The 23,316-nt window shown below is 66.7% G+C and carries 17 protein-coding genes and 2 CRISPR repeat arrays; of the genes, 6 read left to right on the forward strand and 11 right to left on the reverse strand.

Going from position 1 to position 23,316, the window contains the following annotated elements:
- Nucleotides 1-53 precede the first annotated feature (53 nt).
- Genes AB0C28_RS00710 through AB0C28_RS00725 form a run of 4 tightly spaced genes read left to right on the forward strand, consistent with a single transcriptional unit; the run spans nt 54 to nt 1,846 of the window.
- A complete protein-coding gene (locus tag AB0C28_RS00710; protein ID WP_358072473.1) occupies nt 54-821 on the forward strand; it encodes a type II secretion system F family protein in 768 nt (255 codons plus the stop codon).
- Nucleotides 822-846: 25 nt separating this feature from the next.
- Entirely contained in the window at nt 847-1,050 is a 204-nt protein-coding gene (locus AB0C28_RS00715; protein ID WP_358072475.1) for a hypothetical protein, read from the forward strand.
- Entirely contained in the window at nt 1,047-1,421 is a 375-nt protein-coding gene (locus AB0C28_RS00720) for a TadE family protein (RefSeq protein ID WP_358072477.1), read from the forward strand. The genes AB0C28_RS00715 and AB0C28_RS00720 overlap by 4 nt, the downstream gene beginning before the upstream one ends.
- Nucleotides 1,418-1,846 (forward strand): TadE family protein, encoded by a 429-nt coding sequence (locus tag AB0C28_RS00725; protein WP_358072479.1) that lies wholly within the window; start codon nt 1,418-1,420, stop codon nt 1,844-1,846. Before AB0C28_RS00720 ends, AB0C28_RS00725 begins: the two co-directional genes overlap by 4 nt.
- Nucleotides 1,847-1,889: 43 nt before the next feature.
- On the opposite strand, the gene AB0C28_RS00730 is transcribed toward AB0C28_RS00725, so the two are convergent.
- Entirely contained in the window at nt 1,890-2,201 is a 312-nt protein-coding gene (locus AB0C28_RS00730; protein ID WP_358072481.1) for a hypothetical protein, read from the reverse strand.
- A gap of 6 nt (nt 2,202-2,207) precedes the next feature.
- Between AB0C28_RS00730 and AB0C28_RS00735 the strand changes: the two genes are divergently transcribed.
- Both AB0C28_RS00735 and AB0C28_RS00740 read left to right on the forward strand, forming a co-directional pair.
- The gene (locus AB0C28_RS00735; RefSeq protein ID WP_358072483.1) at nt 2,208-2,660 is read left to right on the forward strand and encodes a pilus assembly protein TadG-related protein; all 453 of its coding nucleotides are present in this window, start codon (nt 2,208-2,210) and stop codon (nt 2,658-2,660) included.
- On the forward strand, nt 2,657-5,470 hold the full coding sequence (locus AB0C28_RS00740; RefSeq protein WP_358072485.1) for a LysM peptidoglycan-binding domain-containing protein: 2,814 nt from the start codon (nt 2,657-2,659) through the stop codon (nt 5,468-5,470). Before AB0C28_RS00735 ends, AB0C28_RS00740 begins: the two co-directional genes overlap by 4 nt.
- Before the next feature lie 83 nt (nt 5,471-5,553).
- Nucleotides 5,554-7,633: a CRISPR direct-repeat array (repeat unit 30 nt; unit sequence GTTGAGACCCCTCGTAGGGGCGCTGAGGAC).
- Between the two features lie 74 nt (nt 7,634-7,707).
- On the opposite strand, the gene AB0C28_RS00745 is transcribed toward AB0C28_RS00740, so the two are convergent.
- The 10 genes from AB0C28_RS00745 to AB0C28_RS00790 form a co-directional block, all read right to left on the reverse strand.
- The gene (locus AB0C28_RS00745; protein ID WP_358072487.1) at nt 7,708-8,151 is read right to left on the reverse strand and encodes a hypothetical protein; all 444 of its coding nucleotides are present in this window, start codon (nt 8,149-8,151) and stop codon (nt 7,708-7,710) included.
- Entirely contained in the window at nt 8,148-8,981 is an 834-nt protein-coding gene (locus AB0C28_RS00750) for an IS5 family transposase (protein ID WP_358072489.1), read from the reverse strand. Before AB0C28_RS00750 ends, AB0C28_RS00745 begins: the two co-directional genes overlap by 4 nt.
- A 345-nt stretch (nt 8,982-9,326) precedes the next feature.
- Nucleotides 9,327-10,370: a hypothetical protein gene (locus AB0C28_RS00755; RefSeq protein ID WP_358072491.1), complete on the reverse strand. Its 1,044-nt coding sequence runs from the start codon at nt 10,368-10,370 to the stop codon at nt 9,327-9,329.
- A gap of 165 nt (nt 10,371-10,535) precedes the next feature.
- The gene (locus AB0C28_RS00760; RefSeq protein ID WP_358072493.1) at nt 10,536-12,782 is read right to left on the reverse strand and encodes a hypothetical protein; all 2,247 of its coding nucleotides are present in this window, start codon (nt 12,780-12,782) and stop codon (nt 10,536-10,538) included.
- 62 nt (nt 12,783-12,844) lie between these two features.
- Nucleotides 12,845-15,028, reverse strand: coding sequence for a TIGR03986 family CRISPR-associated RAMP protein (locus AB0C28_RS00765; protein ID WP_358072496.1), 2,184 nt, complete (start codon nt 15,026-15,028; stop codon nt 12,845-12,847).
- Nucleotides 15,025-15,570 (reverse strand): CRISPR-associated protein Csx19, encoded by a 546-nt coding sequence (csx19, locus tag AB0C28_RS00770; RefSeq protein ID WP_358072498.1) that lies wholly within the window; start codon nt 15,568-15,570, stop codon nt 15,025-15,027. The genes AB0C28_RS00765 and csx19 overlap by 4 nt, the downstream gene beginning before the upstream one ends.
- The gene (locus AB0C28_RS00775) at nt 15,567-17,153 is read right to left on the reverse strand and encodes an RAMP superfamily CRISPR-associated protein (RefSeq protein WP_358073171.1); all 1,587 of its coding nucleotides are present in this window, start codon (nt 17,151-17,153) and stop codon (nt 15,567-15,569) included. Before AB0C28_RS00775 ends, csx19 begins: the two co-directional genes overlap by 4 nt.
- A 5-nt stretch (nt 17,154-17,158) precedes the next feature.
- Nucleotides 17,159-19,453 (reverse strand): RAMP superfamily CRISPR-associated protein, encoded by a 2,295-nt coding sequence (locus AB0C28_RS00780; RefSeq protein WP_358072500.1) that lies wholly within the window; start codon nt 19,451-19,453, stop codon nt 17,159-17,161.
- Complete coding sequence (locus AB0C28_RS00785) at nt 19,450-20,901, reverse strand: hypothetical protein (RefSeq protein WP_358072502.1); 1,452 nt, start codon at nt 20,899-20,901, stop codon at nt 19,450-19,452. Before AB0C28_RS00785 ends, AB0C28_RS00780 begins: the two co-directional genes overlap by 4 nt.
- Nucleotides 20,902-20,999: 98 nt before the next feature.
- On the reverse strand, nt 21,000-22,088 hold the full coding sequence (locus tag AB0C28_RS00790) for a hypothetical protein (protein WP_358072504.1): 1,089 nt from the start codon (nt 22,086-22,088) through the stop codon (nt 21,000-21,002).
- 298 nt (nt 22,089-22,386) lie between these two features.
- A CRISPR array of direct repeats spans nt 22,387-23,277; the repeat unit is 30 nt; unit sequence GTTGAGAACCCTCGTGAGGGCCATGAGGAC.
- The last annotated feature ends 39 nt before the right edge of the window (nt 23,278-23,316 follow it).

Here is a 23,316-nt window from a genome sequence, read left to right on the forward strand (position 1 = left end):
TCGCCCTCGCCCTTTCCACTGCCTTCCCTGCCCCAGTCAAGCTCGGCCCGGCGATGGAACGCCTTCAGCCAGGCGCGCGGGCCGAACCTGAGCAGGACTGGAAGTCACGCCTGGTCAGACGGCTCGCCGACACGGCGATCGGCGCCCGGATCCCACACACCGACCTGGCGCTGCTGGGCAAGACCAGCCACGACTACCTCGCCCAGAAGGCGTTGATGATCGCCATGGGAGTGGCGGGGCCGTTCGTCTTCTGGGCCTGGTGCGCGCTGCTCGATGTCACACTGCCCTGGCTCGTCTCCTGGGCGGCGTGCCTGGCCTTCGCCGTCGCGGTGTTCTTCGCTCCCGATGCCGCGATCCGCGGCCAGGCCGCCGAGGCACGTACGGCGTTCCGGCAGGCCATCGTCGCCTACCTCGACCTGGTCGCGCTCGCTCGTGCCGCGGGAGCGGGACCGGCTGAGGCTCTTGAATCCGCGGCGAAGATCGGCCAGGGGTGGACCTTCCAGCGGCTGGCCCAAGCTCTGGATCCCGCACGCCGAGGCACCGGCAGCGCATGGGACGAACTCACCCGCCTTTCGAAGGAGATCGGAGCCCCTGAACTGGCGGACATGGCCGCCATCGCCCAGCTCGCCGGCACCAGAGGAGCGAGCATCCTCGACACTCTGATGGCCAAGGCCCAGTCCCTCCGTGAGGCCGACCTGTCAGCCGAGGTCTCCAAGGCCAGATCCCGTACCGAGACCATGACCGTGCCGATGGCGCTGTCCGTTCTCGGCTTCCTGCTGCTGCTCGGCTTTCCCGCCTTCGCGCGGATGACCGGCGGCTGACCCGCTTCCCGGAGGTACCCGACCGATGATCCGTGACCGTGTGCTCGCCGTCGCCGTACGGCTGGAACTGCTGCTCAACCGCTGTGCGGTACGGCGCGGCCTGGACCCCCAACGCGGTGCCTCGACCGTGGAATGGGTGATCATCGCGGCCGTGGTGTTCCTGCTGGCCATCACCGTGGGCGCGAAGATCACATCTGTCGTTGACGAACAGCTCGCCAAGATCAAATGAGCGAGCGAGAGCGAGGGTCCGCGACACTGGAGACCGCCCTGGTCTATCCGGCGGTGCTCCTGCTCGTCCTGCTCACCATGAACACCGCGCTGTGGTTTCACGCCAGAAATCTGGCCATGGCCGCCGCGCAGGAAGGGCTCCGCGCCGGCCGATCCCACGGCTCCAGCCCATCGGCCGGCCAGACGACAGCGGAACACTTCATTCGGCAGGCGGGCGGATCGTTCCTCACCCGGCCGGAGGTCACTGTCACCCGCGACGCGGACACGCTCGAAGTGTCGGTCAGCGGCCAGGCCATCAGCCTGGTCCCGCTGCTGCCCCTCGCGGTGACCCAGGTCGCCCGCGCGCCTGTCGAGAAATGGACCACGGGATGAACCATGAGCGTGGGTCGATAGCCCTGGAGATGGCGATCATCGCGCCAGCGCTGATCGCCCTGCTGCTGATGGTCATCGGGCTGGGTCGCATCACCCTGGCTCACAGCGCCCTCGACGCCGCCGCGCGCGACGCCGCCCGGCAGGCGTCCATCGCCCGTGATCCGGCGGAGGCTCGCTCGACGGCCACGAGCAGCGCACGGGCGGCGCTGGCTCGTGAAGCACTGTCCTGCACGCCGTCAGTGACCGTGGACACCGCGGGGCTCTCGGCCCCGCTGGGAAGACCGGCCACGGTGGTCGCGCACGTCTCCTGCCGGCTGCGGCTGGCAGACCTGGCTCTCCCAGGGATCCCTGGGAGCAAGACCATCACCAGCAGCTTCAAGAGTCCGGTCGACCCCTACCGCGCCAGAAGGTCCAGCCGTGGATAGACACGTGACCTGCTTTCCTGGAACTCGGCGCAGCGGCCGGTGCTCATCGGGTGAGTTCGAGGTGCCTGCGAGCCTGCCGCCAGACGCTTTCGAAGTCGCTCAAGGTCAACGGCTGAGGGTCATAGCCCTCCCATTCATGGACCGGGGAGTCGGCTGTCATGCCGTACGTCTCCTCGTAGCGGCTCAGCTTGCCCGCCTTCTGCGCCTCCTGCCATTCGGTCAGAGACGCCGCGGCAATCGGTACCAGCTCCGGTCCGCGCAGCTCGATCTGCCGGGTCACCCAGCCCTCGGCGTCCACCTCGAAATAGAACCAGATGTCCTCTTCATCCCAATGGGCGCGAAACAAGCGCAACACGGGTCCATGATGCCCGCCACGACGGTGCTTCAGTTCAGGGGATCGGCTGCGAACGCGGAACGTGGCTCGGTCACAGTGTTCGCCGCGGTGATCGCCTTCGCGCTGCTGCTGTGCGCCGGGCTCATGGTGGACGGCGGCGCCAAGATCCAGGCGTACCGCGAGGCCTACGCCACAGCCGAGGAAGCCGCCCGCGCGGGCGCCGGGCAGATGGACATCGGCCACGCCTACACCAGCGGCCGATTCGAAATCGACGCTGCCCAAGCCATGACCGCCGCCCGCGCCTACCTGTCCGCCGCCGGCCACACCGGAACCGTCTCCACGACCGGCAACCAGGTACGGGTCACCGTCACGGTGTCCAAACCCACCGTACTGATCTCCCTGATCGGCATCGGCTCCATCACCGCCACGGCCGCCGCCACCGCCCGAATGTTCCACGGCATCGAACAAGGACGAACATGACGCTGTACGGGCTACGTCATCCGCTGCTGGCCAGAACCGCCGCCGGCGCGGGATTGATCGCTCTGCTGGCCGGCATCCCGGCTATTCTGCTGATCTTCTTCTGGCCCATCGTCCTGCCGACCCTCGACGACCTGGCCACTCCCGGTGAACCGGTCGTCATCAAGACACTGCTGCTGGCCACGGTGTGGACCTGCTGGGCTCTGTTCGCCGCCGCAGTGGCAGTGGAGCTCGCAGGCGTCGCCCGCGCCAGGCGCAGCCACGTACGTCTGCCGTTCCAACGGCTCGCCGCGTACCTGATCACGTCGATCACCGTCGCAGCGACCGTCCCCGTCGCCGCACCCCGCGCCCTGATCCCGGCCGCGGCGATCGCCGCCACATCCGCCGAGACGCCCGGCCAGACCGCGGCTGGGCCGCACCAGACGGAGATCACCGAAGCGTACGTGTCGTACGTGGTCCAGCAGCGAGACACCCTGTGGACGATCGCCGAGAAGCAGCTCGGCGACCCCATGCGTTACCGGGACATCATCGCCCTGAACCAGGGCCGCACCATGAACGACGGCCGCCCCTTCACCCACGGCGAATGGCTGCAGCCCGGCTGCACCCTGCACCTCCCCGCGGACGCCAGAAAGCCGCAGCACACACGACCACGCACGCACACGGTCGCTCCTGGCCAAACCCTCTGGGGCATCTCGAAAGAACATCTCGGCAAGGGCGACCGCTACAAGAAGATCTTCAAGCTGAACAAGGGACGCCCGCAGCCGGACGGCGGAAAGTTGAGAGACCCGGACGTGCTGGAACCAGGATGGCGGCTAATCCTGCCCAAGCACGAACGTGACGCCCGCAAGGCCGAACCGGTCCAGCGCCGTACGCTTTCGCGACACACAGCCGAACCGGCCTATCGCTTCTCCTCGCCGCACCCTTCGGACTCGCCACCCAGCATCGCTTCCTCGCGGCTGGCATCCGGCGAGAACATCTCCTCGCCTGGTCCAGGCGCCAGGGCAGTCTCGCTCCAGCCCGTCACCAGCTCCCACGCGCCCTCGCCTCCCGCCCCAACGGCACCGCAAACCCCGCCATCCGATGCGGTAGCGTCACCTTCCGAAGTGATCGTCCTGCCCCAAGGCGGGATGATGGCGCTCTCCTTCGCCGCGGGCATCACCGTCGCGCTCGCCGCCACCCGGCTCCACCGCAGGCGACGCCTGCCCGCTCCGACCACCGACGAACCCATCAGTGTGCTCGCCCCGGAACCCCAGCCTCCAGCCGTACGAGCACTCGAACGCGCACACCGCAGCAGAGACGTCGACGCGGAGCCTCTGAACGATCTCGAAGTCGTCAGCTCAGCCTTCGAAATCGACCCACCCATCACACTCAAGGCCGGTATTCGGGGCGAGGACCCGGTACACCTGCCCTTGTCCGGGTTGAACCTGGCCCTCACCGGCCCAGGAGCCGACGACGGTATCCGCGCTATCGTGCTCGACCTACTCACCCAGGCCGACGCCTACCGCACCAGCATCCTCATCCCCACCCACGACGCCGAGCGCTGGTTCGGGAACACCATCTTCGCCCTCACCGACCACCTGCCCGAACTGCAATTGATCGCCACACTCGACGAAGCCATCCACCAGCTGGAAGAACAACTCGTCGGTCGCCGTGGCCTTCTCCAGGACTACGAGGTCGATGACATCCATCAACTCCGCCAGGCCGAACCCGGCGAACCCCTCCCTGCCCTGCTGCTAGCAGCCTCCTGCCCCGACGGCCACCCCTACCTGGACAACCTCCTGACCAATGCCGCCGACCTCGGGCTCGGAGCCGTCCTGACCGGCCGCACAACAGCAGGAACCAGCTGCGCCATCAACCAGGCACACCACGTCACCGAAGCGACCGGCCCCCTTGCCACCGAACTCCGCGACGTCACGCTCTTCCACCTGCCGCCGGACGCCGCAGCATCGATGCTCCACACGCTCGCCACCGGCAACGGCATGCCCACCGAACACCCGGAACAGCCGGCCGACCTCCCCATCCCCCCGTCCAGCGCGACGCCCCGGCCCGTACGGTTCGTCCTCCTGGGAGAACCCTCCATCGACGTGAGCGGCACACCCGTCGACCTGTCCCGACGCACCAAGGCACTCGAACTGTTCGTCCTCCTCGCCCTACGCCCGAAAGGGCTCGACCGCGAGGAAATCTGCGAGCATCTCTGGCCCGACCTGGAAGAGACCCTGGCCGGCTACCGCTTCCACGCCGCACTCAAAGACCTGCGCACCGCCCTGCGTGAGGTCTCTACCTCCGACGGCAAGACAGCTCACTTCATCGAACGCAGCGGCAGAACGTACCGCGTCGACCCCCAGCACATCAACGTCGACCTCTGGGCGTTCCACCAAGCTCTCGCCGACGCCCGTACCGCCACCAGCCAGCAGAACAAGCTCATGGCTCTGGAAGCCGCGGCATCCCTATGCCTGGGACAGCTCGGTCAGGGCCTCAAATACGACTGGCTCGACCAAGACCACCGCTGGCCACTCACCATCGCCAGCGTCAAAGCCCTGCTCCAGCTCGGCGCCCTGCACGAACAGGCAGGACACAACGAACGAGCCCTTGAGGTCTACGACCAAGCCTACGCCCTCGACCCCGACATGGAAAGCGCCGCCCGTTCCACCATCCGCCTCCTGGCCACCCTCGGCCGCACCGACGAAGCCCGCCAACGCGCACGCCACCTCAGAACCCGACTCAACACGCTAGGCGTCGCCCCATCCCCGGAAACCCAAGCCATACTGCAACAACTCAGCACGCGATCTCCAGGCTCACGACAGGCGCTGTAGCCATCAAAGCGGACCTTGGTGGCGGCCCTCGCAAGGGCTACGAGGACCGGGGCCCACGGCCAGTACACCCTGGACGGCATTAGGTTGAGATCTCTCGTAGGGGCGCTGAGGACTGCCGAGTACGAGCACGGCTCCCCCTCTGACCTGTTGAGACCCCTCGTAGGGGCGCTGAGGACGAACGTGCCCGGCGTCGGCAACGGCCACACCTTCCGGTTGAGACCCCTCGTAGGGGCGCTGAGGACTTCGGCGCCGTCATCCCGGTCCCCAACAGGCGCGTCGCGTTGAGACCCCTCGTAGGGGCGCTGAGGACTTCACGCGGCCGTGACCGTACTGGCCAGTGCATGGTTGAGACCCCTCGTAGGGGCGCTGAGGACTGGGTGCTCAAGGGCGCACCCCGACCCGAGGAGGAGTTGAGACCCCTCGTAGGGGCGCTGAGGACTGGGTGCTCAAGGGCGCACCCCGACCCGAGGAGGAGTTGAGACCCCTCGTAGGGGCGCTGAGGACCGCGGTCACCATGCCGGTCGGCTCGTCGACGCCGCTGCGTTGAGACCCCTCGTAGGGGCGCTGAGGACTCCCAGATGCTCGTGCCGTACACCACCTGGTAGCGCTGTTGAGACCCCTCGTAGGGGCGCTGAGGACCACGTGCGGATGATGATGGCCAGCCGCCAGCCGAGGAGTTGAGACCCCTCGTAGGGGCGCTGAGGACGGCGAATGCCTGGCGCTGGCCATGCAGCACATGGCGAAGTTGAGACCCCTCGTAGGGGCGCCGAGGACGTGGACGCCGCCGGCGACGTCGTTGACCTGGTGCTGATGTTGAGACCCCTCGTAGGGGCGCTGAGGACGGGGCCACGATGGGCGGATGGACGATGAGCGCGAGCACGTTGAGACCCCTCGTAGGGGCGCTGAGGACCCCCATGGTGCTTGCGCATGTGGGTTTTGAGAGAGGGTTGAGACCCCTCGTAGGGGCGCTGAGGACTGGACGTGTGGGGCAAGCAGAACCGCGCGGGCAAGGGTTGAGACCCCTCGTAGGGGCGCTGAGGACTTGCGGCTCATCGCCGCCTCCCGAGGATGGCCCGCGGTTGAGACCCCTCGTAGGGGCGCTGAGGACCGGCGCACGGTCGCCGCGTCGACGAAGGATGCGATGTTGAGACCCCTCGTAGGGGCGCTGAGGACGTCGGCCAGATGCCCCCAGGCGTCGCGCGTGGCCTGTTGAGACCCCTCGTAGGGGCGCTGAGGACCAGGCGGTCGCCGACTGCGTGCCGTTCCCCGAACCCGTGTTGAGACCCCTCGTAGGGGCGCTGAGGACCTCCGGCCGCCACGTCCACGCCTGAGGGCTGGAGAGGTTGAGACCCCTCGTAGGGGCGCTGAGGACCTGCGCCGGCGAGGCCTCGCTGTGGAGCTGAACGCGTTGAGACCCCTCGTAGGGGCGCTGAGGACTCCTACGCGGCGGGCAGCCCCGCCGTCGAGCTGAGTTGAGACCCCTCGTAGGGGCGCTGAGGACTCGTCTTCCTCGACACAGAAACGACGTCCTTGGACGAGTTGAGACCCCTCGTAGGGGCGCTGAGGACCGGTGGGCGGCCTGGCCGTACGGCTGCCTGGAGCTGTTGAGACCCCTCGTAGGGGCGCTGAGGACCGAACAGGTTCACCTGCTTACTGCGGGCCATGCTCGGTTGAGACCCCTCGTAGGGGCGCTGAGGACTTCAGTGAACGGCTGCCGGGCGAGCCCTTAAAGTCCTGTTGAGACCCCTCGTAGGGGCGCTGAGGACAAGGGCGCGAACGGGCGGCAGCGCAGGTAGTCGCGCGTGTTGAGACCCCTCGTAGGGGCGCTGAGGACCCACCGCTACGGCCCGCTCACCGTGGTCATCCCTGCGTTGAGACCCCTCGTAGGGGCGCTGAGGACTCTCGCCGGGCCGATGCTCGTCAAGGACGGCAAGAAGTTGAGACCCCTCGTAGGGGCGCTGAGGACCGCGGCCTCGCCGCCATCGACGGCGCCATCACCACGTTGAGACCCCTCGTAGGGGCGCTGAGGACCTACTCGATCTCCCTGCCTTCCGGTGTGGTGTCGGGGTTGAGACCCCTCGTAGGGGCGCTGAGGACCGGGTCGGCAGCGCCTCCCACTCGGCGATCCGCTCGGTTGAGACCCCTCGTAGGGGCGCTGAGAGTGCGTTTCGCGAGCTGATACCCCTTTTGTCGGAGGAGTTGGCTTAGGTCGCCCGGTCAGAGGCTCGTCATTCGGGCTATGGGCGCGGTTGGGTGAACAATCCCGGTTCGGTCTCGATGAGGATGCCGCGGTCGGCGAGGCGTTTGAGCTTGGCGCGGAGGTTCTGGATGTCGTTGCGTGTCAGGGGCAGGTCCAGGGCCACGGCCACGTCACGGGCGCGCAGGGAGCCGCCGGCTTCGCCGAAGACGGTGAGGATCTGCTGGTAGGCCGGGTGGCCGGGGACCGCTGGCGCTGCGAGCGGTTCGGCCGGGGCGGGGTCCTCCTCGGCCAGGGAGATGAGGGTCTTGCGGGTGATCCGCAGGTGCTCGACCTGTTCGCTGAGTTCGCCCAGGCGTGCGGTGAGAGTGTCGATCTCCATCTGGGTCTGCTCGATCTGGCAGGTCAGCCGGTGCTCGCGGGCGTCGATCCGACTCAGGAGCCAGCTGCCGGGGTCGGCCGGGTGCCCGTCGGGTGCGGTCATGTCCACCGCCACGGCGGCGCCGTGCCGCGGGTCAGGCGGCGGGACATCACATCGGTCATCGCCCAGTACACCCGTGATTCGGAGCTGGCCGGCAGGTGCTCGTAGTCGCGGACTAGGCGGCGGTGGAACATCAGAATGCCGTAAGTCTGCTCGACAACCCATCTCGTGCGCTGGGGGACGAACCCCTTGCCGGCGGAGTTACGCTCGACGATCTCCACATCGATGCCCAGGCCGGCGCCATGCGTGACGACGGCCTGTTTGAAGCCCTGGTCGACCAGCGCCTTGGCCACGGTGCCCTCGGTGCCGGCGGCGACTCGGTCAAGCAGCGCGATCCCGGCGGTGTTCTCGTGGGCCGAGGCGGCCAGCATGACCACGGCGATGACCAGGCCCAGCACGTCCACGGCCAGGCCGCGTTTCCTGCCCGGCACGCGCTTGGCAGCGTCTTTCCCGGTGGTGGAGGCGGGGACGCCGGCCGCGACGCGGACGCTCTGGGTGTCCAGCACGACCAGGCTCGGGTCGGCTAATCGTTTCTTCTTCTCCCGCAGATGCCAGCGCAGCAGGTCGTGGATCGTCTTGTCCGTGCCGTCGTCGCGCCACTTGGCGAAGTAGTAGTACGCCGCGCTCTTGGGCGGCAGGTCGTGCGGCAGGTAGTCCCATTGCACGCCGGTCCGGCCCTGGTAGCGGATGGCGTTGACGATCTCGCGCAACTCGTAGCCGCCCTCGTGACCACTGACCGACGGATGCGCGGCCTTCCACGCGGTGAGCACCGGTTCAATCAGGGCCCACTGCGCGTCGGTTAAGTCGCTGGGATAGGACTTGCGCTCAGTCACTCAACCATCACAGCACGACCTCGCTCGCCAACCGGCGGTAACGCTACAAATCCCTACGATCACACTGCGATATCACAGGCATAGACTCGCAAACTGCACTCTGAGGACCCGGAGCGGCTGCAACGCCTGCGTTACGAGCTGGGCATGTTGAGACCCCTCGTAGGGGCGCTGAGGACCCCAATGTAAAGTCCCAGGTCACGACCTGCAAGACGCTTCCCGAAACAAGGAGTTCTGCAGCAAACCTCCGGTAGTGCAGATGACCCCGGCGGTTCGCTGCAGAAACAGCGGAGAGGCGGGCCACCAAGTCCCGGCAGCCAGGACTGCGGCGCCCCGCATCTCGATAGGTCACGCACAGTTTTCAGCGACCCAGTCCAATCCCGCGCAGACCGCGAGACTGATCATCCTGCGGATGAAGATTTCGGCAACGTTCGCGTCGATGTCGAGCCATCGGGCCACTCTCGCGACGAGTTGCGGCCCGTTCGGAAGGGCGGTGGTTGAGATGTCCCTCAAGAATGCGCGGTAGTGCTCGCGAGACCGATGGACTCCATCGTCACCGATCAACGCCGCAAGCTTTCGGCGAGCGAACCAGGCGTCGTCGAAACGGATGATCACCTCTTCTGGAGATGGCGCGGTGCTCTGGATCGTTTCAGAGATCTCCTCCGTGGCGTACAGAAACTTGATCACGTTGGCGCAGTAGAAGTCCGGACGTGCCTGTCGAAGCATCTCCATGTGGTTCCGGAGCAGGCGCTCGGCCTGGGCGCGGCAGGCACTGGGTGCTCGGTCGATGAGATCGTCGGGGATGGCCAACGGGTCGCTGGCTCCCCTCCTCAGGCGGAGGATGGCGTTGAGCAGCAGCTCGAAGGCGTAGCCATCCGCCCGGAGCGGCTCCGCCCAGTCCGCCGTCTTGAGGTCCCGAGCCGGTTGAGCCGAAGCGCCGCCGGCCTGGGCGTCGGCTCGGGCCACTTTGGCTTCGAGGCTCCGCAACTCGTGGAACACCAGCTGCGCCCGGGCGGCGCGGATGTGCGGCGGGTCGTGCGGCGCTGGACGCTGACGGAGCCTGCGCCCGGCGCGCTGGAAGTCTTCGAAGCTCAACGGCGTGGTCAGCCACTGCACGATGGTTTGCACTTCTCGGATGGGTTCGCCGGACTTCGTCTTGGGGTGATCGCCGCGCATGGCGTTGGACAACCTGTTGTACCCGTTCAGGAGCAGGTCGCAGATCGTCTGCTCGCACTCGTCGCACCAGCGGTCGGCATGTACGCCCTGACACGCCTGACCACGATGACGCGCTCGGCGCAGCGACGGGGCCGCGGCAGCGCGAAGGGCCGGCGCGACGAAAGCGGCGTACGAGTCGAAGTCGATCTGCTTGTTCGCCTCGTTGACGATGTGCATGACGATGCCCCTCCGAGTACGGCAATGGAGACGTCGAAATCGACGCTCGTTGCGGTATCGGCCTCCGAAGTCCGGAAACCCTCAGATGGAGCGGCATGAATCGCTCGGGGTCCGCTGGCGCTGGCCGTTGGACAAGATGAGATTGGCAGGAACGTTCCCGGCTCGTCAACCAGGTTCCCGAATTATGGATTCAATGGCTACTAGGGCTGCATTGTGGTGTTTTATTAGCTCTGTATCCGTCTCAGGCGATTCTGCGAGTTCACGTACAGCCTCGCGCATGATCTGGTGGACCTCGGGAAACGATCCGTCGCCAGCACGTCGGCGGCCGCGTCCCCGTTGCTGCCGGTCGAGAGCATGGCCGTGAGCTGAACGGTTGGCCAGCTGTGAGATCCGACCGAGCGCCGGGTATTCCTTGCACATCTCCGTCCAGGCATCCCATGAGAACAGTGCAGGCCGTAAAGCCGTCACCGTCAGGTAGGCCGCCAGGTCAGGATGGTCCCGGTGCACGTGAGCGATGAGGAGGATGCGCTGCCGGGCGAGCGCAAGCCGGTCGATCTGCGTGGAGTTGCGAGGGCAGGGGCCGTACAGGTGGGATTCCAGCCGTTCGACAGAGGGCAGCAGGGCCTGCAACCGGGTGGAGCCTCTTTCCAGCAGACGGCGTGCGGTCCGGAGGTCCAGCCGATCGATCGCGCTGATGGCGAGGCGCGCGAGCATGCGATCGGCGCCGAGCCGGGCCAGGACCGGCCGACCGCCCCTCACCTGGGTGGTGGAGTTGACGCGGGTGAGTTCCATCATCGACAGGGGGCATCCGGCGATCAGGGACCATGCCACTCCTGCTGCGATCATGCCGTAGTTGGTCAGGGGTGGACCGGGGTTGAGGAATAGGACGATCTCGTCCGCGTCTCGGAGACTGCCCGATCCGGTACGGCCGGTGGGCTGCGCTTCCGACCTCAGGCCGGCGATGACGGCGTCCCGAACCTGGTTGAGCCCTCCTGCTATTTCCTGCACCACGCGGATGTCCACGTTGGTGTGGACGGCCTTGACGTCGTGGGCGATGCGGCGGGCTCGTTCCAGGCTCTCGGGGCTGGCGAGAAGGCGCAAGCGCAGGGCGCCGCGGCGAAGGAGCCGCTCTCGCCGCTCCCACATCTCGGCCAGTATGGCCTCGGCGGTCTGCCGATCTTCGGTCTCCACGCCTGGGCGATCGAGACCAACGGCCAGGAGGGCCAGGACGTCGCCGCTGCCCGCGACGGGCCACGGCGCCTCTCCAGCGCGGGTGACGAGCCGAACAGCGGGATCCCCGTTCTCCCAGCCGTCGATCGCGGCGAGCAAGGTGGGCGGGAGCGGTCCGGGGGTCTGAGGACTCGGTTTGAGATGTGCTTGATGCGTGGCGGCATTGGTGTAGAGCGCAGTGAGGTCGGCGTCACGGATCATGCGGACGCAGAGTGAGTCCAGGTCGTTGTCGAGAAAGCGGGCGACCTGCCGGATATGTGCGGACAAGCGTCCGTCGGGACGCGTTCGCAGCGCGTCGATGAGGCCTTTGATCTCGTCGCGGGAACGTGGGGAGAGCCTGCCTTCTTCCTTCTCGTAGGCCCGGCTCAGTTGCTCGCTGTACCAGGCTCGTACGAGGCCGTAGTCGGCGGCCTCGCCGCGGCCGATGCGTTCGGACACTGCTGCCTGTACGGCCGGCCATGGCTTGGCCATAGAAGCCCATTCCGCCTGGCCGGCGGCGAGACGTTGCATCAGGCCATGGTCGGCGGCCTGGCGGGCCGCCAGGACTCGCCACAGATCCGCATGGACGGGATCGACCTCGACCAGGGCGTCCCAGAACCGGTGCCGTTGCAGCCAGGATCGAAGGTGCAGGTCTGGATCGGTCGGCTGGTTCAGCGTGTATGACTCCGTCGGGGCATCGATGGAGACGATACGAACAGCCTGCCGAGTCTCCAGCGCCGCACAAACCGCACCGGCACTCAGGGCGAAGGCCCCCGACCCGCAGGTGACCAGGATTTCGGCAGCCGGATTCCCGTCCAGCCAGCCGCCGAGGGCTGCTGATGCATCACGGATGGTGGGGCTGGCGACCTCGACCACCGAGACGGCCGAGGCGGGGAAGCGCGCGCCGCAGAGCCCTTTGTTCGAGGACAAGGCCGTTTTGACGTCGGTGGCGTGGTCGGCGAACGTCTTCGCATGCCCTTCGCGGCTGTTGGTGGTGCCCAGCAGGACGATGCGGGTGATTCGGAGCCCGGCGGCCATCGCGTCGAAGATCTTCCGTAGGGGGCGACGTTCTCTGCCCACCTCCTGCGGGTCGCCTTCGATGTCAGCGGGGGACCCGGGCGGAGCGAAACCCAGGTCACCGTCGCCGATCGCGTGTACCAGGAGCACGTCGTTCTGTGGAATGTCGACCTCCCGGGACGGCATGCCGGATCAGATGCAGCCGACCATAATCCCGGGCACCGACATTTTCCGAAGATCGGGAGCGATTACTGTCGCTTGCCGCCGGGCCTTCGCGCACGATGCCGAGAACTCCCGCTTGTTGATTGCTTGCGACCATTTGCACCTTTTGACAGAGAATCCTCCTTTTCCTCGTCCCTGTAGATCTCCAGCGAGCGTCGAGAGTCGACTGGCGGCAGTGAGCGTCCCCGCCCGCGGGTGATGGCTCTATCGCTCATCTGTTCGTTTGCGGTGAACCATTTGTACTGGAGTCCCCGCGGGTCAGGTGGCGTGGGAACGGTGTCGTCCAAACCCTGGTCCCGGACCCGGGGGTAGTGGACGGGCAGGTCGGGCGCACCTCGTGTCACGGCGAGCATTGCCTGGCGAACCGTTCTCAGGGCCGGCGAGGATTCCACGATGGTGTCGAACTGCTCACGAGCCGCGTCGGTGATCGCGCGCCAATCCCGGTCCGGGAGGGAACCGGACAGCGTGCGGTAGTAAGACTTGTACTCGTTTCCGTTGTGCAGTTCGGCGTTTTCGATGTTCAGGCGGACGCTGCCGAACCCGAGCGGACGCCCGTGGCCGAGCTTGTGGAAATGGCCGGCAGGAAGCGTAAGGAGCCAGACAAGAGCTCCCAGTTCACAGGCGTCGACATCGCGGACCTCGACGGCGAAGTAGAACGTGGTGCCAGGATTCACCCATCCACCGATGGACTGGTTCTGCGAGTCCCGCTGTTCGGGATATGCGGTGGCGAAGTGTTTTCTGTCTCGCGTCAAAGGGTCGGTTTCACTGGCGATGGTGCGGGGTCGTAGATATTCGCGATAGCGCCCACCTACCAGGTCTTGTGCTGGGTCGGAGCCACCGGCTGGCACTTCCCAGTGGCGCTTCGTGTCCAGCCCCGCATGATGCCAGTACGCCTTTCGCCCGCGCAGCCCTCGCCCACGGCGATAGATATCCGCCTTCTGGGTCCGGTCTTTGATCGGTTCATCGGGGCGATCTGTGCTTTCGGCGACGTAGAAGCGACCTTGCTGTGGCTTTGGTGCGCTCAAGATGGCCAGCGGAAGGCCGTTCCCCGTGAATGTGCGTACGGCGGCGTCGGCATCGCCGGAGCATGTCACGGGACCGACCCGCAGACGCCCTCGATAAGAGGAGGGTCTCGCGTCCCCGCCGGAAGGGGCGACCCAGCCGAAGAGGCGATCCGCCGGGGACAGTTCGCCGTAGCAGCGAGCGGGATGCAGGGATGGATGCAGCAGGTCGGCGGGAGACACCGGGTAGACATCCCGTGGGATCAGTACGGGATACAGCCGTTCCACCTTGCCCCCGTTCACGTGGGCGTAGCACAAGGTGCCGACCGCAAGGTTCTGGTGGTCGGCATCGTAGATGTGCGGGCTCCAAGCGAGCTTTCCCGGGCTGCCTCCGATCCGTTCCCCAGGCATGGCGACCCGGCCTTCGCCTGCCGGCCGTTCGTAGAGTTCCTCATCGTTGTGCGCGTTCCGGTAGTTGGCGATAAGGCGGTGCCAGTCGGCTTCGATCTCTTTCCAGTCACGGGCCAGCTGCATGCACTCACCCGAGTCCCGGTAGAAGAATCTCTCGAACCTCTTACCTTCGATCGTCGGCCCGGTTACATAGGCGATGCCGTCGACGCGACGCCCTCTAGGTGCTTCTCCGGGCCGGGCCACGATGGCTTCCAGGCGATTCTTCCCGGTACGTTGAAGGAACGCCTTGGTCTTCTGCATGTGGGCGACCGAACGCCCGGGCAGCAGGTTCCCGTGCACGTCGTACATCTCAAGAGGCGCGGTTTTGAACCGCTCCAGCCTGCCGTTTCCCGCCACGCGGACAGGCACCAGCTTGAGCGCGAATCCTGCGTCGCGCCGGAAGCCCAGCGGTTCCTGGTGGCCCTCGAATATTCCGAAGCGTGAGTTCGTGGCCGCCTCGAAGGCGGATCGGAGCAAGCCCTTGACGGCGGTGGTTGCCAGGTGCGGTCGGCCGTTGCGCACCCGGACGGGATAGACGCTGTGGTCGTTCTCACCGTCCGATGGCGCACGACTTCGGGTCGGGTCCAGAAGCAGGAGCGGGGTTTCGGTGGTCAGGCTCACGTGGATGCGCCCGCTCCAGCGGTCCGGATGTCGTTGGTCTCGCGAGGGCGGCGGGTTGTCCCGAAGCGGCTTCGGCAAGGTGTCTCGGGGAAAGGCCGGGACGAACGTGTAGGGATTGAGGAACCCTTCGGCCATCATTCCGCTCCTTCCACTGCATAAGGCTCGAAACCGATCAGTCGCTCCTCAGCGACATACGCGTTGCCATGGAGATCATCAGCGGTGATGTACTCGCGAGCCGTCAACCGGACTCTTCTTGTCGTCACGCCCGCCATGGGGAGCGTGACCGTGCCCACCTGTCTGGATCGGAGGGTCGTCCATTCCGGTGTCGAGCCGGTGACATCGCCCCAAATCAGATAGCGGGCCGGCAGGGTGGCCACTGCCTGCAGCGGGTCCAGGCGCTCCGGGAAGCTCGGTGGGAGCAGGTTCTCCTCTTCCGTCAGTGCCACGGCCTTGTCCTCCTCCCTCCAGCGGAGTTCGAGCCGTGGGGTGAACACTCGTGCCTCGTACACGGAACGCAGGTCGATGTCGCGCCCGGGGACCTGGCAGCTTCCGGCGCTCACTTTGGCAACGGTGAATGCCGTGGGGCCGGTCAACAGGGCGCAGCCTCCTTCGACATCCGCCATTCCCAGCGCCTCAGCGAGGGTGAGGTCATCCGCGTATGCGGTGTAGAGAGTCGTCATGATGCTCCCTGGTCCAGATATCTGGTCCATGCTTCGGACACGCTCGACGCCTCGGGGCCGAGGAGAACGTCGGTGAGCGACGTCTCCTCCGCCCAGTGGCCCCCGGACAACGCGATGTCACTGATGTCGACGTCGCCGAATCCACGGTTGGTCGCCGCGCCCACCGGGATCCGGCCCTCCGCCAGATCGCGCAGGACGAGCAGCAACAAGCCGAGACCGACGTCTCGCTCGACTGCGCGATCGAGGCGCGTGAGGTCCACCGACAGGCGGATGGGCTCCCAGCACACGTCGTAGGGTTCGAGCACGCTGAACAGCCGTCCGTCCGCGGCACCACCGGTCCACCGATCGAGCGCGACGTGATCCGCACGTTCCAGCCCCACATCGGCCAGACGGTCACGAATCGGCTCCGGCACCTGGAACGGCCGACCGTCTTCGGGTGGGCTCAGCGTCTCCCCGGAACCGGTCACTGAATCCCACAGCTCATGAGGGATGCTCAAGCTCGCCAGGCACTCCTCTGCGCGCAACGCTCCGGCCTGGTGGCCGGCGGCCTCGTCGCGTGCCGCGCCGAACAGCGCCCGTACCGCGGGCAGCTGGGCGAGTTGAGCCCGGAACGCCGCGCCATGCCTGGCAGCCGGCTCTCCAGGCGGGGCCGCGGGTGCGGGCAGGTCACGGGCCGTGCGTTCGATCAGTTCGGCATGAGTACGCAGCATCCCTTTGATCGAAGACCCTGGCAGGACCAGCGTGAGGTGCCTTCCATCGATCCGGGTGACCAGAGGGAGCGTGTCGGCGAGCAGCCCAGCCGCTCCCGATCGCACCATGACGGGCGCGGTGGGCTTCCAGGTGATGCGTACGTCGAGCACCTCACGTCGAGGCGGCAGCGCCGCCTCTCCCGCACGCAGGGAGACGACCGTCCGATTCCTGGAGGGGTCGTTCCTGAGTAGGGCCAAGAGTCCTTCGGGCGAGTCGAACCGATCCACGATCACGTCAAGAGGTTCGTCCAGCAGCCTGACCAGGCCCAGACCCTTGCCGGTAGCGGCGCCGAGGCGTACCTGCCGGCCGCTCAACGCGGCCAGCAAGGCGCCCATCAGGGCTTCGTCACGATCGGGCTGCTCGTTCGATTCGATATGGAACTCCAGCCGCAGATAGCAGCCGATCGGGATGACCTCTCTGCCGTGCAGGAACTCCGGAACGGCTGCTCCGGTCACCCGATCGATGGCTACCGAGGGCCGGTACTCCAGGACGTCATGCTCAAGCGGATGGGCCGGAACGCCACGTTCGTCGGTCACCGTCGTCCGTGTCACCAGCGCGTCCGCGACGACCACGCGGCTGGCCTGCCCGCCGGCCCCTCCATCGGCTTCGTATCCCCATACCTCGTCCATGGCCGAGGGGATCTCGCCCGAGCCAAGGCACCAGGCGCGGAGCACGCCGGCCAGGGTGGTGGCGGGCACGTACAGGTGCCCCCTTCCGTCCATGGCGATCGGCAAAGGTTCCGACGGTTCGTGTTCGAGACCACCGACGTGGAGGGGTGATTCGGTACGCAGCCACCCGCGTACTCTGATCCGGCTGCTCACCGGACGGCCCACGGCGGTCAACGCCTGCCTCCTTCGAGGTTCTTGGCCGCTTCCGCCCGGCCATGCGCGGCGAGACAGGAGTCGACGAGGATTCTGAGCGCCTCCGCGCGTAGGTCGGCCCGCAGGATTTCTCCTCCGTCGGTCGTGGCGACCAGTTTCTCCTCGGGGAGTTGGAGCAGGTTCCAGACCGCGTTCGGATCATCGAGCAGCCGGCGGAAGGTCGAGACCGCTGCGGCCGGCCAGTCGGCGCGACCGGCCTTGTTCCTGGTGAGCCATTGGAAACGAGCGAGCGCCCGTTCGGGAGTCGGCTCGCGTACGATCGCGCGGAGGGCATTGAGCTGGGTGTTCGTCACGCCTTGAGGGATGATCTCAGCGCGGAGGTCTTGGTCGCCGCGAATGCCGTCACAGCGGCGCCGGATCTCGGTACGCCATGCCGCACGCTCGAAGATCCGTGCTTCTTCGTACCCTTCTTCGCCGGGAGACAGAAGAGGTTCCCGGACGGCGGCGGATTCCGCACGCCCACCACCTGCCCCTCCCGCGGTGACAGGACGCGTCAGGAGATCGTGGTCCAGCTCGACCTGGCCGAAGCCTTCGCTGCGGCGATCTCCGACGCCGGCGGCACGCACCTCCGCCAGGACGTCGGCGTCGATGAGGCCACCGATCACCTTGAAGGTGAGACAACTACCGGCGGCCAGGCCGTACAACGTGGCACGGGGCATCCGCCAGCCCCGATGCCAGCTCTCGGTGCGGCGCTCGCCGGCCGCGAACGTCGCGGGACCGTCGAGTTGATGGTCAACCACCGGTTCCAGGCGAACATCGGGTGCGCCTGCCCGGGACAGAGCCTGCTGCAAGGCGCGGGCCACGTCATCGAGGTTCGTGCTGGGCCGTAGCCGAACATCTCGAACCAGGAGGTCCGAGAGGAGCCACACCGTGAGCCGATCACCGGCTGCACTTCCGTGGTGCTGATCAACGAGCCGGCGCACGGTCACCCGCGCCTGACCATAGTCGTCCTTGGAGGAACGACCGATGCGCCACCGGCCCGGCAGCCGCTGTTCCCAGCCTGGCTCCAGGAGCCCGGTTCGTACGCGTACCTCTGCACGCAGGACCGTGTCGGCGGCCAGCGCTCGGTAGACGTAGATCCCGCCGATCTCACGGGTGGGCCGCTGCGTGCGGTCGTCGATGCTGTTGTGCATCCGTACCGTGGTGCGGGGCTTGACGATCTCCGCTGTCTCGGGCACGGCATAGCCGTCCCTGCACGGCTTTCCCGGCCCGACAGGACCGGCCATTCGGTTCCCGATGACTTCGTGGCCGCCCTTCGCGCAGATGAGTGCGCGCGGTGCGGGCAGCGTACGAGAGCCGTCCGACGCCTGGGGAGTCGCCGCTGTGACGACGAGATCGCCCGTCCGTACCAGGGCATGGGCTTTTCGCCCGAGGCGGCGCACCACCTCGGGCATCAGACACCAGCCGGGGACATGGCCCTCACCGATCGTGACGTTGCCCAGGACCGTGGTAGCGGCCAAGATCGGCTGCTCCACGGCGATCACCAGTTCCGCCCGCTCCCAGCCTCGCTGCTGCGGGCGCGGCGCCGAAACCTGAACGGGGACGGAATCCGGTGAAGTCGACGGTGGGCTGGGCACGTCCACGACCGTCATGGACGACCAGTCCGGCACAAAGCCCGGTCCCTCGAGAGACATCACGCAGCGGCCCGCGCCTCGCCGTCGCTTGCCACCGATGCCCTCCAGCAGTCGTGCTCCCGCCGCCAGCAGCAGAACTGCGGCCCGACGTTGCTCGTCGTCCAGATCGGCGAAGCCTTCGACGCGGCCATGGCCTTCCAGCCGCAGACCCGCTCTGCTCATCTCGTCGAACCACAGCTTCTTGTCACTCGCCGTCCCCGAAGCCGAGTCGATGGCCACGCCCGGCTTGCGGAAGGTGACCGCCCAAGCAAGCCGTGGTTTGTCCCGTAGCAGCCGAATCAGTCTCTCCGGAAGGCGGAGCGGCCCCTCGATCGTCAGGCTCGCCGGCCGCAAGACGGAGCCGCCTGTGGCGTACTGGCCGCCGAACAGGAATTCCAGCCACTCGTGCCACACCCCGGAGGGTCCACTGTCGAGTGCCCGCGCCGCGATCTCGCAGGAGTCGCGCCACACGCCGATCAGAGTCTTGGCAGGGATGACGGGCGCGGCAAGGAGACCAGAGCCGTTCTCGGTGTCCCGCTGCACGACGCGATCGACATAGCCGTGGAGCCCCGTCCCCGTGCCGACGTGCCAGTCGCTCAACATGAGCAGCGAGATGGTGAACTCTCCCTGGTGCTTCATCGGGTCACCTCCGGGACGAACGGCAACGCGGCCATCGCATCCAGCAGGCCTGTCACCTCTTTGCTCTCGCTTCCGTCGCCGACCGTCCACACCAGATCGCCGTCGTACGTGAGGTGCTCAAGGGCTTCGGCTCTGAAGCGGTCACCGGAGTAGCGGGTGCGGAGGAGTTCGAACCGGGAGGCCGCCGCCTTACGGCCCAGGCACACTCCTTCTCGAAGGTCGTGCGCCGCCCCGCGGGCGATGAGCAACTCGCCCTGCTCGTCCCGCCGTCGCAGAGCCCTCACTCGCCGAAGCAGGTCGTCCCACGTACGTCCGCGGGCGCGTTCATCCCGTGATCCCATCCCGACCAGGTACGGCGAGGGTGAGCGGCTCGATCCGCCGGACAAGGAGACGCTCGTCCGGATGCGCGTCAAATCCGGCGCCGAGCTCTCGTAGAGCGCCACGAAGGCGAGTGCGGAGCTCCACTGCTTGACCTTTTTCGCTTCCTCGGTGGCCAGTTGCTCGGCCAGCTCATATGCGAAGTGGAACGGGTAGTTTCGCTTGACGATCGCCACACCGGCGCCGGCTCCCAGGTAGGGGCGCTCCAATGCGTCGAGCAAGGGTCTGAGCCGTTCGTTCTGCGCCGTCTCGTCCTCGAACGCCTCCAGATAGTGGCGGGTGAAGGACAGCGCCACCTCACCCTCACAGACCACTGTGAGGTCATCGCCTCCCACCACCAGCGGCAGTACGGGAACCACGTCGTAGGGGCCCATCTCCCTGTTCGTCTCCACCAGGGCCGTGGCCAGCGCACGTGCGGCGCATTCGTCCACGCCCAGCGACAGGCTCCGAAGTGCGTCCGCCCGGGTACGGTCATCATGGCCGTTCTCGGACTCAACCACACTGCGGAAGACCTCGCCCAGGCCGTTCCCATCGGCATGAACGATCGCCACCCAGTCGGCCTCCAAGCCGAGCCGATCCACCGTCTTTCGCATCCTCTGCGGATCAGGAGGCACACTCCCGCTCAGCCGATTCAGCGCCCCGGGGTAGGCGGCCAGCTTCTTCATCGCCTCGGCCGACCTGGGCGCGGGCCCTTCATCCCCTTCTCGTCGAAGCCCCTCCGCGGGCAACCCGCTGGACGCGCAGTCGGCGACCAACGGCAGCCGCAGGAACCGCCCCGCCGTACCCGGTCGCAGATGCCTCACGGCGGCGAGCTGTGGCTGGGCGGTGCTCAGCAGCTTCCCCAATTCGCCTTCCTCGTACTCGAACACCGCCCCGCAGAGGTCCAGTCCAGGAGCTTCCTCCAGCGCCCGGCAAGTCAGCATCGTGACCAGGCTCTGTCCGGCGACACGGTCCTTGACCAGGACAGAGACCCGACCGGCAGCGGCTACGAGCAGTTCCGCGTCGTGAGTTTCGATGCGCCACGTGTGCCGGTCGAATCCCTGGAACACCTGGGCCAGCGCCTCGTGCACCCAGATGCCGTTCACCCTCGCGATCAGGTCGGACGCTCCGACGATCTCCTGGCGTTTGCCTGAGGAGAAGATGTAGCGCTGGTTGCCCGCTGTGGCCATCACGACGAGGTACACGACTCTTCTGCCTCGAATCTCTGAAACGGATAGGGGACGGCTGCCACCTTGTGGCCGAGCAGCCAACCGAGAGCCAGGGCGACGCTGGCCGGAGCGGCGATGAACAGCCGTGGCCGCAAGGGGGCGTACTCGGGGTGGGCCGCGTTCCATGCTCGCCAGGTCGCGTAGACCAGACGCACCGCCAACTCGAATTCGCGCGTGGTCTCCGGGATGTTCGCCGAGCCACCGTCTATGACCAGCGCGGCTCGGCACTTCTCCGCGCGGCCATCAGCATCTACACAGCCATGCTGAGCGGCCAGCAGAGACTCAGCCACCATCTGCGGGTTGTCCGACAGATGCACGATGAGCGCGATCGCCTGACCGTCGGGATCCGCCTCGAAAGCCGGCTCCTCGACCACCGTTGCCAGCCTCGCCGCGCGTGCCGCCTCCTCAGGAGTCAGCGGATCCTTCAACCGGCTGCTCAGGCGAATGGCAGGGAAGAAGTCCGCATCAATGCTCTCCGAGCGTTGCGGGACGACAGGGGCGGTCGTCTTGCTGTCTTGTCCGTCCGGATCAGCACCGAGCCCCCGAACTTCCCGATGTACGTGGAACTTGAGCTTGGTGCCTATCTCGAAGGCGTCGGGAAGCGCCGCGTTGATGTAGATCGAGACCGGCGTGGACGGGTCGGACTCGGACAGCTCCGTAAGACGGGCGATCACCAGGCTACGGACCAACTCCAGCGTGTCCGCGCGCTGCCGCCGCGCGGCGGAGCGGTTCTCAGCGTCGTCTTCTGGCGAAGGGCTCGCGATGTCCCGCTCGACGGTGAAGCAGGAGTCGTTGTGCCGTCTCGCGTGATCGATCGCCGCCCTGGTCCACTGGGTGTTCCACGGGTCCCGCCAGCGCGTCCTGGGCAACGTGATGACGATGCCCACGCCCTTCGTACGTTGTTGCCAGAGGTTGATGGCGGTGAAGATCCCGGCCGCTCCCAGGCACAGGATCGTCAGCAACCACCGTTGCTCCCCCAGCCATCCCTTGATCACATCTGGCAACGTGCCGGCGGCAACAGCGGCGGCCACACCCGCAAGGGCCGCCATCAGCCAACTCGACGCCTTCTCCAAGAGGTTCCCAGGCCCTCTGGGCAACGCCATTTGTGTTTCCTCCCGTTCTCGTCCTTTCACTAGTTACAGATGGACGACGGGAGAGGGCTTCGGGTGAGTTGGCGCTCCAACGCCATTGCGCTCGGCGACGGTCCCGAGGTACCCATCGACGAGTGTGTTTGGGCTGACATCCTCCCAATCGCCACAAGGACATCGTTGTGGCCGCGCGGAGAGACCCCTCACAGGGGTGATGAGAACGCTAGCTCCTCGTCACCGACGATCTGCGTCCCGTCTAGTTGCGACCCTTCTCAAGGACCATGTGGACTTGTGGTACCGCCGGTACGTGCTCGGCGAGTGGTGCATGGCGTTGCGACCCTCTTGAGGTCCATGAGGACTGGACGGCCGTGGGCGCTCGCCACCCGGGCGTACCTGTGTTGAGACCCCTCGTGAGGGCCATGAGGACCGCCAAGAAGCTGACGGCGTACACCGAGGCGCCGAAGTTGAGACCCCTCTTGAGGGTCATGAGGACCGGACGTGGCCGCGGACGCGATCAAGGAGTTCGCGATGTTGAGAACCCTCGTGAGGGCCATGAGGACCGGCGTCGCCGGCCGCGGGCACGGCCAGGATGAAAGTTGAGAACCCTCGTGAGGGCCATGAGGACTGAAGAAAAGCGGCACCGGCTCGAACTGGGGATAGGGTTGAGAACCCTCGTGAGGGCCATGAGGACCGCCAAGGGGACCGAAACCACCCTGGAAGACGTCCAGTTGAGAACCCTCGTGAGGGCCATGAGGACCGGCGACTTGATCTTGAGCGTCTTGCGGACGGTCAGGTTGAGAACCCTCGTGAGGGCCATGAGGACTTTGTGAGGGGCGACGATCGTGCCGACGAACCCGTGTTGAGAACCCTCGTGAGGGCCATGAGGACCGGTTCTCTTCCTCAAGCCGCGCGTTCAAGATCTTCAGTTGAGAACCCTCGTGAGGGCCATGAGGACCTGGAGCGGACCAACCGCGTGGTGCTCTTCCCGGACAAGTTGAGAACCCTCGTGAGGGCCATGAGGACCGCGTGGGGCACCTGGATGGAGGACCTCGAAGGTTGAGAACCCTCGTGAGGGCCATGAGGACGACGAGGCCGAACAGCAGCTCGAACGGATGCTCCGGTTGAGAACCCTCGTGAGGGCCATGAGGACTCGCGTTCCACGTCCGCGAGGCCCGTTACCGGCTCACGT

It is taken from the genome of Nonomuraea sp. NPDC048892, from assembly GCF_040649735.1.
Classification (GTDB): Bacteria; Actinomycetota; Actinomycetes; order Streptosporangiales; family Streptosporangiaceae; genus Nonomuraea; species Nonomuraea maheshkhaliensis.